Here is a 15,007-nt window from a genome sequence, read left to right on the forward strand (position 1 = left end):
CAGGTCTAATAGCCGTGTCAATGAAGCATTGTATTGCAACAATGATTTCGGGCGAGCGGCTTCACGGTCTGCGGGTGGTTCGATTAAAGGATTTGAAGAAACTTTTTCCAGCACGAGATCTCCCCCAATCATTTCCCCCGTCTTTTCATTGAACAGGGCAATATGGCTTTGCGCATGTCCTAGCGTTTCCATGACAATCCAGCCCGTATGTCCGTCCCATTCGTCGCCTTCCCCGATAATCCTGTCGAGTGTTCGGTCACCCATCAATCGGATTGGGCGTTTCATCTTTTCTACCCAATTGAAATAGTGCTCAGGTACTCCTTCTTCTTTCAGGCATTGCAAATAAAAACGGTCATGGTATTCCATGAACGACTCGTCTCTTTTAAGCCAAAGGTCGTTGTACGGGTGACCGATCACTTCCGCGTTATCAAATGCATCCATCCAGCCGGCGTGATCGGGATGATGATGAGTTAAAACAACTTGCTCTATATCATTGATTGTATAGCCGACTTCCTTAAGGCCACGTTTCAATGCTTCATATGCCTCTGGTGTCTTAGGGCCAGCGTCAACAAGTGATAGTGCATCACCTTTTACGACGAATGCGTTGACATCGCCGACAGCAAAAGGCGTCGGAATTTCAATTTTATGGATCATATAAGTATACTCCTTCGAATTTCATCAGATTTAGTATTTATGAATGGCTATTCAGACCATTGTACATCTTTTCTAAAGTTCCGTCACCCTTGAAAAACCTACATTCTTGAAACCTTTATTCGAATTATCCGTAGTATGCTATAATGACGATAACTTTTTTACTAGGAGGATCGATATGGGGATTTTCAATTTTTTCAAAAGCCAATTTATCGAAGTCATAGAATGGACGGACCAAAGCTCCAATACAATGGTGTATCGTTTTCCGGTACAAAACCACGAGATCAAGATGGGTGCCAGTTTGATCGTCCGTGAATCGCAAGTTGCGGTATTCGTGAACGAAGGCGAAATCGCCGATGTGTTCACGCCTGGCCATCACGTCCTATATACGCAAAACATGCCTATTTTAACGAAGCTGAAGTCCTGGAAAACTGGATTCAACTCCCCTTTTAAGGCGGAAGTATATTTTGTGAATACAAAGCAGTTCATTAATCAAAAATGGGGAACTTCCAATCCGATCATGATGCGCGATGCTGATTTTGGGATGATCCGATTGCGCGGCTATGGTATTTACTCTTACAAAGTTGCTGATGCTGCCCGTTTCTTAAAGGAACTATTCGGTACAAGCAGTTCATATGATACGAGTAGTATCGAAAACCATTTGAAGAAAATGATTCTTTCCGGCTTGACGGACCTATTTGCCGAATCGCAAATACCTGCACTTGACCTTGCGATGCATTATGACGAACTAAGTACACAAGGTAGAGAGAAGATGAAAGAGCGCTTTGCTGAATTTGGCTTCGACATCACTTCCCTCTATATTGAAAACTTGTCCCTTCCAAAAGAAGTAGAACAGGCAATGGATAAGCGGACAACGATGGGCGTACTCGGCAATATGAATACGTATACACAATACCAGGCAGCGGAAGCAATCCGTGATGCAGCCAAAAATGAAGGCGGTGGAATGGCCGCGACAGGTGCCGGCATCGGAGTCGGAGCTGCAATCGGAAATGCGATGGCAGGAGCCTTCACTTCAAATCAGCAACAGCCAGCTCCTCCAACTGAACCGGCAAAAATGGCATGTCCGCACTGCCAAGCGCAAATTCGGACAACGGCAAAGTTCTGCCCAGAATGTGGTATGTCAGTTCAAGAGAAGAAGGTTCCATGTGTCAATTGCCAAACAGAAATAAAAGAAGGGTCAAAATTCTGTGGGGAATGTGGCGCCAAACAAGTGACGGAGAAAAAATGTGCGGGATGCGGTGCAAAAAATGGACCATACGCTAAGTTTTGTGGAGATTGTGGAGAGGGCCTAGACGGCTGACCGTAATGGGGTGATGGGATGACGAATGTGGACAAAGAAGTACTAGATGATGGAACGATTGAAGAAACGGAAGTGAACCAATGTGGTTCGTGCGGTGGAAATACAGTCTATGACCCTGTGACACGAGGATTGAAATGCCCTTTTTGCGGGACGGAAGTGGAAATTGAAGCAACCCGAGAAAATACGACAGAACACGATTATTTAGATGCATTAGATCATGCTGATCATAGTTGGAGCAACGAGAAACGTGTTTTCAAATGTGATAACTGTGGAGCCGAAACCCTATTAGACAACGATAAGGTCGCCGATTTCTGCACCTTCTGCGGTTCTTCCCATATCACCGTCACTGAACATGACGCCGGCATCAAGCCCGCATTGGTCCTTCCTTTTCAAATCTCAAAGGAACAGGCCGTTGAGAAGTTTAAGACGTGGATATCCAAACGGTATTTTGCGCCATCCAGGTTAAAGAAGGATTATGAGTTGCAAAAAATAAGCGGCACGTATATCCCCTATTGGACGTTCGACTCTCATACAAAATCTTCCTATACAGTCAGGATAGGTACATATTATTATGTCACGGAGACTAGAACTGTTCATCGCGATGGAAAGATGGAACAGGTTACGGAACAAGTTAGGAAAATCAGATGGCGCACCGAATATGGAAGATATAACAAATTTTTCGATGATATATTAGTCAAGGCATCACGTAATGTCGCCTCTGGTTTGATTGATAAGGTGGAGCCTTTTCAACTTGGCGGCTTACTAGACTATAGGACGGAGTATTTATCGGGCTTTCTCGCTGAGCGCTATTCGATTCCGTTAAAAGAGGGCTGGTCCTCAGCCCGTGGGATTATCGACCAACGGATACGGAGTGGAATCCTTCGCAAGGAAACAGGTGATGAAGTGAGAATAGTGAAGGTGGATACGTCATATGACGGAATAACATTTAAGCATATTTTATTGCCGCTTTGGATATCTTCCTTTACCTTCAATAATACTGTGTACCGGTTCCTCGTAAATGGCCAAACCGGAAAAGTGAGTGGCAAGGCTCCAATCAGTGTGTGGAAAGTTCTATTTACTGTCCTGACCATAGTATTTGTCGTCGGTGTTATTTATCTCTTCCAAGAAGGTCTATAACCATTGACTTTTATCTGACAACGTGCAATAATCACTATAATTTACAATACTCGAGCGTTGAAGAAGACGAGTAAGGGCAGTGAAGGATACAGGAAACGCGGTCACCGACTGAGAGCCGCCTTCCCTCTCCTGCCCCGAACCTGCTTCCGAGCTGCCATGGAAACACGGCCGTCCCTTTCACGTTACGAAAGCTAGTAAGTTGTGCCGGATTGCATCGGCAAATTTAGGTGGTATCGCGGAAACATGCGTTTTCGTCCTGATCATATCGGGATGGAAACGCTTTTTTATTTACATGAAAGGACTGATGAAGATGGGAACGATTGTTTTTGTAGGAGCCGGTTCCATGGCAGAAGCGATTATCGCTGGTATACTGAATAATGAAGTCATGCAAGCCAACGATATTTATGTGATGAATAAATCCGACGATGAGAGACTTTCCTTCATACAGAAATCATATGGGGTTTCTATCGTCGATAGTGAGCGAAATGCTTTGCGAAAAGCAGAGCTCATCGTTTTGGCGACGAAACCGAAAGATATCCAACAAGCGATGAACGATATCTCCGATTATGTAAAAGATGAAACTGCTGTTTTATCCGTTATCGCAGGTGTGTCGATTGAAACGATCGAAAAAGGACTTGGCAATCGCCCTGTCGCACGTTCCATGCCAAATACGTCTGCAACTATCGGTAAATCCGCAAGCGGTGTTTCGATGAATGCGTTAGTGGATTCAAAGATAAGGAAACAGATTTTGGATCTTCTGTCATCGATCGGGGTTGTGAAAGAAGTGGACGAGGATGAGTTGCATACAGTAACAGCTTTATCCGGCAGCGGTCCTGCATATGTCTATTATATGGTGGAGGCATTGGAAGAAGCTGCAATTGCAAAGGGACTTTCAAATGAAGTCGCACGCGAGCTGATTCTTCAGACATTCGAAGGTGCCGCCGCAATGTTGCGCCAAACCGGCGAAGAGCCTAGTCTGTTAAGGCGGAATGTAACAAGTCCAGGGGGCACTACGGAAGCTGGCATAAAAGCGCTTGAAAGTCGTTTATTCAAAGAAACGATCTTTGAATGCATCAATAGTGCAGAAAGGCGTTCTCGGGATTTGGGAGCACCTTCTTCATAAATGAGGGGGAATTGAAGTGGCAAAGTTATTTGAACCATATACAATTCGTGGAGTGGAATTGAAAAATAGAATTGTAATGGCACCGATGTGCATGTACTCAAGCCATAACTTGGATGGAAAAGTCGAGGATTGGCATAAAATCCACTATGCCACTCGTGCTGTCGGGCAAGCCGGATTGATTATCGTGGAGGCGACCGCCGTATTGCCGGAGGGCAGAATCTCATATCGTGATCTTGGCATTTGGAGCGATGATCATGTGGAAGGACTTTCTGAAGTTGTTCGTCTTATGAAACAGCATGGAGCAAAGACCGGCATCCAGTTAGCACATGCAGGCAGAAAGGCAACGGTGGATGGCGATATTTACGCGCCAAGTGCCATTCGCTTCAATGATCAGTACAAAACACCAGTTGAAATGTCCCTAGCGGAAATCAGGGAGACAGTGGATGCTTTCAAAGATGCTGCTGTCCGTGCGAAAGAAGCAGACTTTGATGTGATTGAACTGCATGCCGCTCACGGTTATTTGATCAATGAATTCCTATCGCCATTGGCAAATAAAAGGGATGATGAATATGGAGGCCCTTCAGAAAATCGCTATCGCATTTTACGTGAAATTATCGATTCTGTCCGTACCGTCTGGGACGGCCCTCTATTCGTACGGATATCGGCGGAGGATTACGTGGATGGCGGCATGACAACTTCTCAATACACCGAAATGGTAAATTGGATGAAAACGCAAGATGTTGATTTGATAGACGTGAGTTCTGGAGCTGTCGTTCCCGCGAAGATTGATGTATTTCCAGGCTATCAAGTGCCGTTTGCTGAGCAAATACGAAAAGAAACAGGTATAGCGACTGGAGCTGTTGGGCTCATTACAACGGGGTTGCAGGCAGAGGAAGTATTGAAGAATGGCCGCGCAGATGTTGTACTGTTAGCCAGGGAGTTGCTGCGGAATCCGTATTGGGCTTATTCAGCAGCGAAGGAATTGGGCGTTGCAATCGAGCCGCCTACACAATATGATCGAGGGTGGACTTTTTAATAAGTAACGCTGCCGCTTGTCAAGATTGACCGCGGCAGCTTTATTTTTTGGTTAACTGCTCATTTTTCCATTCAAAATGGCTGAAGTCTTCTGCAACATATACGTTCGGAAATATATCGCTTCCTTGTTCCTTTAAATTAGCTATATCCGCATGGGTGAACCGCGCACTAATATGATTTGCGATAAGTGCCTTCACATTTGCCTCTTTCGCTGTTTTTGCCGCGTCACCTATTGTCGAATGGCCATACTCTTTCGCAAGGTCACCTGTTTCATTGTCAAATGTCGCTTCATGGATGAGGATGTCTGCCTCTTCCGCCAATTGAACAGCAGCAGAACAGTATTTTGTATCCCCGAGAACAGCAACCGTAAAACCTTTTTGAGCCTCTCCCGTAACGTCTTTGCTGTAAACGATTCGTCCATCGGCCAGTTTTACGTCTTCCCCATCTTTCAACTTTTTCAATAAAGGGCCTTTCGGCACACCCGATTCGAATGCTTTTTCTACAAAAAGCTTGCCGGGCAATGGCTGCTGCTCGATTCTAAAACCGAAACATTGGATGACGTGCTCCAGTTCTTGTGTAGTTACCTTGAATTGATCATCCACAAAGATGATTCCTTCTTCGATTTCTTTGATTTTCAATGGATACGTCAAATGTGTTTTCGTTAGACGGAGTGATGTCAAAATCCATTCCTTTATTCCCACTGGTCCGTATATGATCAATTCTTCTTCTCCGCCTAAAAACGAGCGAGATCCCAGGAATCCTGGCAATCCGAAAATATGATCACCATGCAGATGTGTGATGAAAATCTTATTTATTTTTCTCGGTTTGATCGATGTTCTAAGCAATTGATGCTGTGTGGCCTCCCCGCAATCGAACATCCAATAGCCCGCTTGCTCCGCAGATAGGTTGAGAATCAAAGATGATGTATTGCGTTGCTTCGACGGCATGCCGGCGCCGGTTCCTAAGAAAACTATTTCCATTACGAGCGCCTACCTTTCTCCCATCCCCCGTTTAACGGAGTTTGGACCGAATTTTTTCTCGAGCTCCGTTACGAGCTCGTCCATTTTTGCTTCTTTGGCGTATTTCTCGAAGCTGTCGAATGATAATTGTTCATGTAAGTCATGTATCGGAATCACATTGGAAACCGTAATTCCCAGCAGCCTGATCGGCTCCTTGTTCCAATGACGTTTGAAAAGTTCAGACGCTTCTTTGTATAAATCCTCCGCTTTATAGAGCGGATTGAGCACTGTCCGGCTTCTGGTTGCGTTTCGCCAATCTGACGTCCGGATTTGTATCATGACGACAGTCCCCGCCAACTGTCTCTTGTCCAATCGCTGAGCGACTTTCACGGACAATCGCCTGAACACTTCAAGACATGCAGAAAGTTCCGTTTCGTCAATCGGCAATGTCGTCGAGCTTCCCACACTTTTTCTTTCATCCGCCGCATCCGGATCGACCGGTCGATGATCAACGCCATTCGCCCGGTTTCGCAATCTTATGCCGTTTTTACCCATTGTACTTTTAATCAATGTTTCCTCAGCTTTCGCCAAATCCCCGATGGTGGAAATACCTATTTCATTCAACCGTTTTTCTGTACTTTTCCCAACCCCGTGCATTTCTATGACGGGAAGTGGCCATAAAATATCCGGCATTTGCCTTTTCCGTAAAATCGTGATGCCCATGGGCTTTTTCATATCTGAAGCAGTCTTCGCCAAAAACTTGTTCGGGGCAATTCCGATTGAACAAGGAAGGTCCAATTCATGAAGGATTCGCTGTTGCATATGTTCGGCAATTTGCACGGCTCTTGTCAACCCACCGATATTCGTTATGTCGATGTACGCTTCGTCGATCGAGACGGGCTCGACTAGATCGGTATAGGATCTTAAGATCGTAAAGACAGCGTCGGAGGCAATCTTGTATTTTTCATGGTCAGGCGGCACGATGACAAGGTTTGGACAAATCCGTTTCGCCTCGCCGACAGGCATCGTCGTGTATATGCCAAGCGCTCTCGCCTCGTATGAGCATGTGACAAGGATCCCCCGCCGCTCTTTAGGATTTCCGGCAACTGCCATTGGTATCCCTTTCAATTTCGGATCATGGGCCTGCTCAACGGAAGCGAAAAAACTGTTCATATCAAGATGAAGGATGACTCTTGCCTGTGGTTCCCGGTCATTTGCCATTTACTTCACCTCCATTGGTTCATTGAAAAACCGGATGGATGCATCCATCCGGTTCTCTTTCATTTTTCTTGAATACGCTGTGACTGTACATATTCTCCTATTTCATCCATACCCGGCAACGTCTGTGACAGGATTTCAGCATCGACAACGGTGATCATCCGCTCTTCGAGATTGGCGACCGTTTTGAAATAAGGCGTTCTTGAATAGGCCATCAAGCCGGATGAGGTCAATTTGCTTTCCGGAATATCCAGAATCTCCTTCGCATCAAGAACTAGCAACCCGATAAACAGATTTTCGGTTTGCACGACAACGATTCTTGCATTCGGATCATCTTTAGCCGATTTACCGTAAAGGATTTGCTGAAAATCCAGAATCGGAACTAATTCTCCTCTGATTTTCATCAAGCCAAGCATATAATCCGGCAAGTGCGGGATCGGGTTCACCCGTTCCAGTTTTTCAATCGAGACGACTGTATCGACTGGTAAAGCGTATTCTTCTTGTCCGCATTGAACAATAACCGCCTTTACGTCACTCATCGCTTAAACCCCCTTACTCGCCGCAACGCGAACAATTTCTATCAATAATTCAGTGAGCTTATTTAATTCTTCCACAGGCATCCGTTCATTTTTCGTATGGATCTCCTCATAGCCGACCGACAATGTCACCGTTGGAACTCCAATCCCATTGAATACGTTGCCGTCGCTTCCACCGCCGCTTGTCATGAGTTCAGGTTCTCTGCCGACATTACGGATCGCTTCCATTGCCGTTTGCACAACTTCCGCATCTTCATCGAAGCTGAATCCCGGATACATAAGCTTCACTTCTGTTTCCGCTTTTCCGCCCATGGCAGCAGCCGTCTTTTCGAACGTTTCCACCATATGGGCAGTCTGTTTCTCAAGCTTAGCGGAAATGATGGAACGTGCTTCCGATAAAATATGGACTTCATCACAGACGATATTCGTTGCCTGTCCGCCCTCGAAACGGCCAATGTTTGCCGTTGTCTCCGAATCAATGCGACCAAGCGTCATCGCAGCAATCGATTTAGCAGCGATATTGATGGCTGAAACACCTTTTTCGGGAGCAACTCCGGCATGGGCAGTCTTGCCATGAATTGTCGTCCAAAGTTTTGCCTGATAAGGGGCAGCAGTAACAATACCGCCCACTTTCCCGTCACTGTCAACTGCATAGCCGTATTTCGCCATCAGCAATGATGGATCCATCGCCTTTGCCCCAACAAGTCCGCTTTCTTCTCCAGCTGTAATAATGAATTGGATATCCCCATGCCGGTTGACGTCTTCTTTCAATACCCTTGCCATTTCAAATAAAGCGGCAATCCCCGCCTTATCGTCCGCACCTAGAATTGTCGTGCCATCCGAATAAATGTAACCGTCCTCACGCAATTCCGGCTTGATCCCTTTCCCGGGAACGACCGTATCCATATGACATGTAAAGTAAATCGGATCAGCGCCTTCCACTGTGCCCTTCAAAGTTGCAATCAGGTTTCCGGCACCGTGTCCAGTCACTCCTTTTGTGTTGTCTTCAACAACAGTAAAACCAAGGCTTTCCATTTTCTCTTTCAATACAGAGACAATTCCTTCTTCATGTTTCGTTTCAGAATCAATTTGTACAAGTTCAAAAAACTCATCCAATAGCCGTTGTGCATTCACTATGCATCTCTCCTTCGTGTTCGATCATTACAATGGGATGTTGCCATGTTTCTTTCTCGGGCGCGTCTCTTGCTTATCCCTCATCATTTCAAGCGCTTGCAATAATTTGATGCGCGTCTCCCTTGGATCGATGACATCGTCGACCATTCCGTGGGAAGCAGCGACATATGGGTTTGCAAACTTCGCTCGGTACTCTTCGATTTTTTCATCTCTCGTCGAATCCGGGTTGTCACTATTTGCGATTTCTCGAGCAAAAATGATATTCGCTGCGCCTTCCGCTCCCATTACGGCTATTTCTGCATTCGGCCATGCATAGACAACGTCCGCACCAATCGCTTTCGAGTTCAACGCAACGTAAGCCCCGCCGAATGCTTTTCGTAAGATGACTGTAATTTTAGGAACTGTCGCTTCCGAATAGGCATAAAGGATTTTTGCACCGTGGCGGATGATCCCCCCATGCTCCTGTTTTACTCCCGGGAAGAAGCCTGTAACGTCCTCGAATGTAATAAGCGGAATATTGAACGAATCACATGTTCTGATGAAGCGGGCAATCTTATCCGACGAATTAATATCCAATCCTCCAGCCATCACTTTCGGTTGGTTGCATATCAAACCAACCGACTCGCCCTTCATCCGAGCAAAACCGACAACCGCGTTCTTTGCGAATTCTGCCTGCACTTCGAGAAATGAATTTTCATCGACGACTTGTTCAATGACTTTACGGACATCGTAAGGGCGTATCGTTTCAAAAGGAACGATATCCGCCAAATCGTTTCGGTAGTCTTCTTCCGACTCCACAGCAAGAATAGGAGTTTTTTGGTCATTGTTTTGCGGAAGGTAGGACAGAAGATTCCGTACTTGTTCCAGAACCGTCTTTTCGTCTTTTCCACGGAAGTGGGCGTTCCCGCTTATAGAATTATGTACTTTCGATCCACCCAAATCTTCGGATGAAATTTTTTCACCAGTCACCGTTTCAATGACTTTCGGTCCGGTAATAAACATTTGGCTCGTTTCATCCGTCATGAATACAAAATCAGTAATAGCTGGGGAATAAACCGCCCCACCCGCACATGGCCCTAAAATGACAGAAATTTGAGGGATGACCCCCGAATAAATCGCATTACGATAGAAAATTTCACCGTAACCATCAAGTGATACGACTCCCTCTTGTATACGTGCGCCGCCGGAATCGTTCAAACCGATGAAAGGGGCGCCATTCTTCGCAGCCAAATCCATGACATTCGCAATCTTCATAGCATGCATTTCACCAAGCGCGCCACCGAAAACGGTAAAATCCTGTGAGAATAAATAAACTGGACGGCCATCGATCTTTCCGTATCCTGTCACGACACCGTCACCCGGTCCTATCTGCTTGTCCATTCCAAAATCACGTGTCCTATGTATGACGAAAGGATTCAACTCGACAAACGACCCTTCATCGAGCAAAAGTTCGATCCGTTCCCGGGCAGTCAATTTCCCTTTTTCGTGCTGCTTTGCGATCCGTTCGTCTCCTCCACCAAGTTCTATTTCCCGTTTCCTATCGTATAATTCATTAATTTTATCATAAATGTCCATTTGGCTTATCCCCTTTGTCACATAGTTCGTACAACACCCCAAAAGACGATTTCGGATGCATGAAGGCCACTTCAGCACTGCCTGCTCCCAGCTTAGGCTCATCTTGCAGTAGTTGAACGCCCTTTTCCTTGAGCTCCTCCATACGTGTTCGAATATCAGTCACACCGAAAGCGATATGATGAATACCTTCCCCGCGCTTTTCAAGGAATTTCGCAATCGCCCCGTCTTCTCCGATCGGTTCCAAAAGCTCGAGCTTGCAATTTCCTGCATCGATGAATGCAACCTTCACTTTTTGACTCTCCACCTCTTCAATTCCAAGCAGCTTCAATCCTAATGTTTCTATGTAATATGGCAGCGCATTCTTCAAATCTTTAATGGCAATTCCGATATGATCCACTTTTTTCATTTGAACGCCTCCTTCAATCCATTGTAACGTTTTCTAATTAAATCCGCTACATCTTGAGAATTTTAAGGAATCTGTTAAAATGGAAGTATCTATAATGCGAGGAGATTTGTCCGATGAGCAATAAGAAAGTGCAAAAAATTGTTGTCTATCTAATGATTGCGGCTATGGTCGCTTCGACTGTCCTTATAGGTTTGAGCGTACTTTTATAAGAACAAAAAAACAGTCCCACGGGACTGTTTTTTATATTTCCTCGCAATGCTCTTCGAATTGGCTTTGTAGATTCGTTACGACGGACATCGGATCATGTCCTTCAATCTCGTACCGTCCGACTTCCGCAACGAGCTTTCCGTCTTTCAATAATGCAAATGATGGGGATGAAGGCAGATGGTCTTCACCGAAGATCATGCGTGCGTATGCTGTCGCTTCCTTGTCTTGACCAGCAAATACAGTGACAAGATGATCAGGGCGTTTATCATAATGGACTGCGTGGGCTGCAGCGGGACGAGCAATTCCACCTGCGCATCCACAAACGGAGTTCACCATGACAAGCGTCGTTCCTGGGCGTTTAAATGCCTCTTCTACTTCTTCAGGTGTTGTCAATTGTTCATAGCCGCTTGCTTCCATTTCTGATCGTGCTGTCTTCGTAATATCTTCCATATAAAAGTTAAAATCCATTGTCATTCGGATCTGCCCCTTTCAAAATATATTTTCATCATAGCAGTTGGTTGTTATACTTGCAAAAAAGTGGATTTCAAAGAGTTGGTTAAACAAGGAAGACTATAGTCATTCCATAGGAAGAATGCAATCCACGGCGCTGGCAACTGTCATTTCACCGGTCAGCAACTGTTTTTCAAGATCCGCGACAAGCTCTTTTTTGCCTTGCTGTGAAAAGAAACTATCGATCAATCGATCCCTGATCATCGAATGGAACCAATCTTTCGTCTGGGATTGCCTCCGTTCATTCCAAACACCGCTTTCCACCATGTGCTCCTGGAACGATTTGATCGTTTCCCACACCGTTTCAAAACCGGTGAGTTCTAACGATGAGACAGGAAGGGCAGACGTCGTCCAGCCGGGGGTCGCCGGTTGAAGGAAATGGAGAAGTTGTCGATACTCCCTAACCGTCTTCTTCGCGAGCTTCAAATTATCACCGTCCGCTTTATGGACGATCATACAATCCGCCAGCTCCATGATCCCTTTTTTCATGCCTTGCAGCTCATCGCCCGCTCCTGTCAAAACGAGCAGCATGAAGAAATCGACCATCCCTCTTACAACGGTTTCACTTTGACCGACACCTACCGTTTCAATGAGGATGATGTCATATCCAGCTGCTTCACAAAGCAACATCGTTTCACGCGTCTTTTTATGGACACCTCCAAGGGTGCCAGAAGACGGCGATGGACGGATGAAGGCATTCGGATGTTTTGCCAACGCCTCCATTCTCGTCTTATCGCCCAAAATGCTCCCGCCTGTCACCGTCGAACTTGGGTCGATGGCGAGCACAGCCACCTTATGGCCAATTTTCGCCAATTGAAGTCCAAACCCTTCTATGAATGTGCTCTTTCCCGCTCCGGGGACCCCAGTAATGCCGATCCGAATGCTTTTTCCTGTTTTCGGAAGCAGCTTACGAAGCAACTCCTGCCCTGCCTTCTGGTCCTGTTCCGCACGGCTCTCCAACAGCGTGATCGCTTTGGAAAGATGCAGCCTCGATCCTTTGCCGATTTCTTCATAGAGTCCATCGACGTTGATATCTTTCTCTTTTTTCACAAATCGTTTGCGTTTCGGGGCAACCATGCCATCATGCCTTGACTCAATGCCGTTCATTACATGCATTGCACTGTCATCCTGTAAACGTTCTTTTTTGTTCACTCCGTCACTTCCTCGTAACCGAGAGAACGGTATATGTCTTCGATCACTTTCTGTGCAGCGACAGGTATGACCGTCCCCGGTCCGAAAATGGCTGTCGCGCCGTTTTTACGTAGGAAGTCGTAATCTTGTGCAGGAATGACCCCGCCAACAACGATTAGAATGTCTTCCCTTCCAATTTTCGAGAGCTCATTACGCAATTCTGGAACAAGTGTTTTATGTCCCGCGGCGAGAGAACTGACTCCGATTACATGAACGTCATTTTCCGCAGCCTGTAATGCAGTCTCTTCTGGTGTCTGGAATAAAGGACCGATGTCCACGTCGAACCCTAAATCCGCAAATGAAGAGGCAATCACTTTTGCACCGCGGTCATGGCCATCCTGACCCATCTTCGCAATGAGAATGCGGGGGCGCCGTCCTTCATTTTCCAAAAACTCAACAGACATCGCTTTCACTTCTTCGATTTCTTCCGCATTTGAGAAATTCGAACTGTAGACGCCGCTTACAGACCGGATGACCGCTTTATGCCTGCCGGACACTTTCTCGATTGCATCGGATATTTCTCCGATTGTCGCCCTTGCACGCGCTGCATTTACCGATAGTGCCAGAAGGTTTCCGCTTCCATCGCGTGCTGCCTCTGTTAAGGCATGCAAAGCAGAATTCACTTCAGCTTCAACACGTTTTTCTTTCATAAGGTTGATTCGATCAATCTGCTTTTGGCGTACGACCGTGTTGTCGATTTCCAATATGTCGATAGGCTCTTCCTTTTCAAGTCGATATTTATTTACACCAACAATCGTTTCAGTACGGGAGTCTATTTTTGCTTGACGTTTGGCAGCAGCTTCTTCGATTTTCATCTTCGGCAATCCGGTTTCAATCGCCTTTGCCATTCCACCCAAGTCTTCGATTTCCTCGATAAGCTCCCATGCTTTCTCCATTAGATCAGCAGTCAGCCTTTCAACATAATAGGAGCCACCCCATGGATCGATCGTTTTCGTCATATTCGTTTCCTCTTGAAGGAACAATTGCGTGTTCCGTGCAATCCTCGCCGAGAAATCCGTCGGTAACGCAATCGCTTCATCGAGCGCATTCGTATGCAATGACTGCGTATGCCCCATTGCCGCAGCATTCGCCTCCACCAATGTGCGCGTCACATTGTTGAAAGGATCCTGCTCGGTCAAACTCCACCCGGATGTCTGGGAATGTGTTCGCAAAGCGAGGGATTTAGGATTGGACGGATTGAAAGACTGCATCATTTGTGCCCAAATTTTGCGTGCTGCCCGCATTTTCGCGATTTCCATGAAATAATTCATGCCAATCGCCCAAAAGAACGATAGGCGAGGCGCGAATGAATCGATGTCGATGCCCGCCTTCAAACCGGTCCGAACATATTCAAGCCCATCCGCCAATGTATAAGCAAGCTCGATATCCGCCGTTGCCCCCGCTTCTTGCATATGGTAGCCCGAAATTGATATCGAGTTGAATTTCGGCATGTTTTTGGATGTGTATTCAAAAATGTCAGCAATGATTCGCATCGACATTTCAGGTGGAAAGATGTATGTGTTCCTCACCATATATTCTTTTAATATATCGTTTTGAATCGTGCCCGCAAGTTTTTCCGGGGATACACCTTGCTCTTCCGCCGCAACGATATAAAAGGCCATGATTGGCAATACGGCCCCATTCATCGTCATCGAAACGGACATCTGATCAAGCGGAATTCCGTCAAAAAGAATTTTCATGTCTTCTACAGAATCGATCGCGACACCCGCTTTTCCGACATCACCTGTCACACGAGGATGATCTGAATCATAGCCGCGGTGAGTTGCCAAATCGAAAGCGACCGATAAGCCTTTTTGTCCCATTGCCAAGTTTCTTCTATAAAACGCATTACTTTCTTCGGCAGTAGAGAACCCCGCATACTGGCGGACAGTCCAAGGGCGTGCGACGTACATCGTCGGATATGGTCCTCGCGTGTTTGGGGCGATGCCCGGCAAGTCCTGCAAATGGGGGAGTCCTTCGATATCTTCACTTATGTAGCTCGTC

15 protein-coding genes are annotated in these 15,007 nt (G+C 46.1%); 5 read left to right on the forward strand and 10 right to left on the reverse strand.

Translation table 11 applies throughout. The features are described 5' to 3' along the window. A partial coding sequence (locus AWV70_RS09410; protein ID WP_201024345.1) for an MBL fold metallo-hydrolase occupies positions 1–654 on the reverse strand: 654 nt, incomplete at its 3' end. A 175-nt stretch (positions 655–829) separates the two neighbouring features. Here AWV70_RS09410 and AWV70_RS09415 point away from each other — a divergent pair. The 4 genes from AWV70_RS09415 (at position 830) to namA (ending at position 5,268) form a co-directional block, all read left to right on the forward strand. Then, on the forward strand, positions 830–1,972 hold the full coding sequence (locus AWV70_RS09415; RefSeq protein WP_060206463.1) for an SPFH domain-containing protein: 1,143 nt from the start codon (positions 830–832) through the stop codon (positions 1,970–1,972). Positions 1,973–1,990: 18 nt separating this feature from the next. Next, positions 1,991–3,109, forward strand: coding sequence for a hypothetical protein (locus AWV70_RS09420; RefSeq protein ID WP_060206465.1), 1,119 nt, complete (start codon positions 1,991–1,993; stop codon positions 3,107–3,109). 310 nt (positions 3,110–3,419) lie between these two features. After that, positions 3,420–4,232 (forward strand): pyrroline-5-carboxylate reductase, encoded by an 813-nt coding sequence (gene proC, locus AWV70_RS09425; protein ID WP_060206490.1) that lies wholly within the window; start codon positions 3,420–3,422, stop codon positions 4,230–4,232. Positions 4,233–4,248: 16 nt separating this feature from the next. Further along, positions 4,249–5,268: an NADPH dehydrogenase NamA gene (namA, locus tag AWV70_RS09430; protein ID WP_060206467.1), complete on the forward strand. Its 1,020-nt coding sequence runs from the start codon at positions 4,249–4,251 to the stop codon at positions 5,266–5,268. A 40-nt stretch (positions 5,269–5,308) separates the two neighbouring features. Here the strand turns inward: namA and rnz are convergent, their stop codons facing one another. From rnz to mce, 6 genes are read right to left on the reverse strand one after another with little or no spacing between them, the layout of a single operon-like run. Then, on the reverse strand, positions 5,309–6,247 hold the full coding sequence (rnz, locus tag AWV70_RS09435; RefSeq protein ID WP_060206469.1) for a ribonuclease Z: 939 nt from the start codon (positions 6,245–6,247) through the stop codon (positions 5,309–5,311). 9 nt (positions 6,248–6,256) lie between these two features. Beyond that, positions 6,257–7,447 (reverse strand): DNA polymerase IV, encoded by a 1,191-nt coding sequence (locus tag AWV70_RS09440; RefSeq protein WP_060206471.1) that lies wholly within the window; start codon positions 7,445–7,447, stop codon positions 6,257–6,259. 59 nt (positions 7,448–7,506) lie between these two features. Next, on the reverse strand, positions 7,507–7,983 hold the full coding sequence (locus AWV70_RS09445) for a chemotaxis protein CheW (RefSeq protein ID WP_060206474.1): 477 nt from the start codon (positions 7,981–7,983) through the stop codon (positions 7,507–7,509). Between the two features lie 3 nt (positions 7,984–7,986). After that, the gene (locus AWV70_RS09450) at positions 7,987–9,114 is read right to left on the reverse strand and encodes a M20/M25/M40 family metallo-hydrolase (protein WP_060206476.1); all 1,128 of its coding nucleotides are present in this window, start codon (positions 9,112–9,114) and stop codon (positions 7,987–7,989) included. 27 nt (positions 9,115–9,141) lie between these two features. Continuing rightward, entirely contained in the window at positions 9,142–10,689 is a 1,548-nt protein-coding gene (locus AWV70_RS09455) for an acyl-CoA carboxylase subunit beta (RefSeq protein ID WP_060206478.1), read from the reverse strand. Next, positions 10,676–11,095: a methylmalonyl-CoA epimerase gene (mce, locus tag AWV70_RS09460; protein ID WP_060206480.1), complete on the reverse strand. Its 420-nt coding sequence runs from the start codon at positions 11,093–11,095 to the stop codon at positions 10,676–10,678. Before mce ends, AWV70_RS09455 begins: the two co-directional genes overlap by 14 nt. Before the next feature lie 113 nt (positions 11,096–11,208). On the opposite strand from mce, the gene prli42 reads away from it, so the two are divergent. Then, on the forward strand, positions 11,209–11,304 hold the full coding sequence (prli42, locus tag AWV70_RS23410; RefSeq protein ID WP_153009939.1) for a stressosome-associated protein Prli42: 96 nt from the start codon (positions 11,209–11,211) through the stop codon (positions 11,302–11,304). Between the two features lie 31 nt (positions 11,305–11,335). Here prli42 and AWV70_RS09465 read toward each other — a convergent pair whose 3' ends face one another. The 3 genes from AWV70_RS09465 to scpA form a co-directional block, all read right to left on the reverse strand. Continuing rightward, the gene (locus AWV70_RS09465) at positions 11,336–11,776 is read right to left on the reverse strand and encodes a BrxA/BrxB family bacilliredoxin (RefSeq protein WP_060206482.1); all 441 of its coding nucleotides are present in this window, start codon (positions 11,774–11,776) and stop codon (positions 11,336–11,338) included. A gap of 102 nt (positions 11,777–11,878) precedes the next feature. Next, complete coding sequence (meaB, locus tag AWV70_RS09470) at positions 11,879–12,928, reverse strand: methylmalonyl Co-A mutase-associated GTPase MeaB (RefSeq protein ID WP_060206492.1); 1,050 nt, start codon at positions 12,926–12,928, stop codon at positions 11,879–11,881. Between the two features lie 32 nt (positions 12,929–12,960). Continuing rightward, positions 12,961–15,007 (reverse strand): methylmalonyl-CoA mutase (gene scpA / locus AWV70_RS09475; protein WP_060206495.1); only part of this gene is annotated, 2,047 nt, incomplete at its 5' end.

It is taken from the genome of Sporosarcina koreensis, from assembly GCF_001531445.1.
GTDB classification, from domain to species: Bacteria; Bacillota; Bacilli; order Bacillales_A; family Planococcaceae; genus Sporosarcina; species Sporosarcina koreensis_C.

What these genes read in the sequence shown, in the direction of transcription:
- AWV70_RS09415 (WP_060206463.1), top strand. Translation starts at nt 830, where the DNA reads ATGGGGATTTTCAATTTTTTCAAAAGCCAATTTATCGAAGTCATAGAA.
- AWV70_RS09420 (WP_060206465.1), top strand. Translation starts at nt 1,991, where the DNA reads ATGACGAATGTGGACAAAGAAGTACTAGATGATGGAACGATTGAAGAA.
- proC (WP_060206490.1), top strand. Translation starts at nt 3,420, where the DNA reads ATGGGAACGATTGTTTTTGTAGGAGCCGGTTCCATGGCAGAAGCGATT.
- rnz (WP_060206469.1), bottom strand. Translation starts at nt 6,247, where the DNA reads ATGGAAATAGTTTTCTTAGGAACCGGCGCCGGCATGCCGTCGAAGCAA.
- AWV70_RS09440 (WP_060206471.1), bottom strand. Translation starts at nt 7,447, where the DNA reads ATGGCAAATGACCGGGAACCACAGGCAAGAGTCATCCTTCATCTTGAT.
- AWV70_RS09445 (WP_060206474.1), bottom strand. Translation starts at nt 7,983, where the DNA reads ATGAGTGACGTAAAGGCGGTTATTGTTCAATGCGGACAAGAAGAATAC.
- AWV70_RS09455 (WP_060206478.1), bottom strand. Translation starts at nt 10,689, where the DNA reads ATGGACATTTATGATAAAATTAATGAATTATACGATAGGAAACGGGAA.
- mce (WP_060206480.1), bottom strand. Translation starts at nt 11,095, where the DNA reads ATGAAAAAAGTGGATCATATCGGAATTGCCATTAAAGATTTGAAGAAT.
- prli42 (WP_153009939.1), top strand. Translation starts at nt 11,209, where the DNA reads ATGAGCAATAAGAAAGTGCAAAAAATTGTTGTCTATCTAATGATTGCG.
- AWV70_RS09465 (WP_060206482.1), bottom strand. Translation starts at nt 11,776, where the DNA reads ATGACAATGGATTTTAACTTTTATATGGAAGATATTACGAAGACAGCA.
- meaB (WP_060206492.1), bottom strand. Translation starts at nt 12,928, where the DNA reads ATGCATGTAATGAACGGCATTGAGTCAAGGCATGATGGCATGGTTGCC.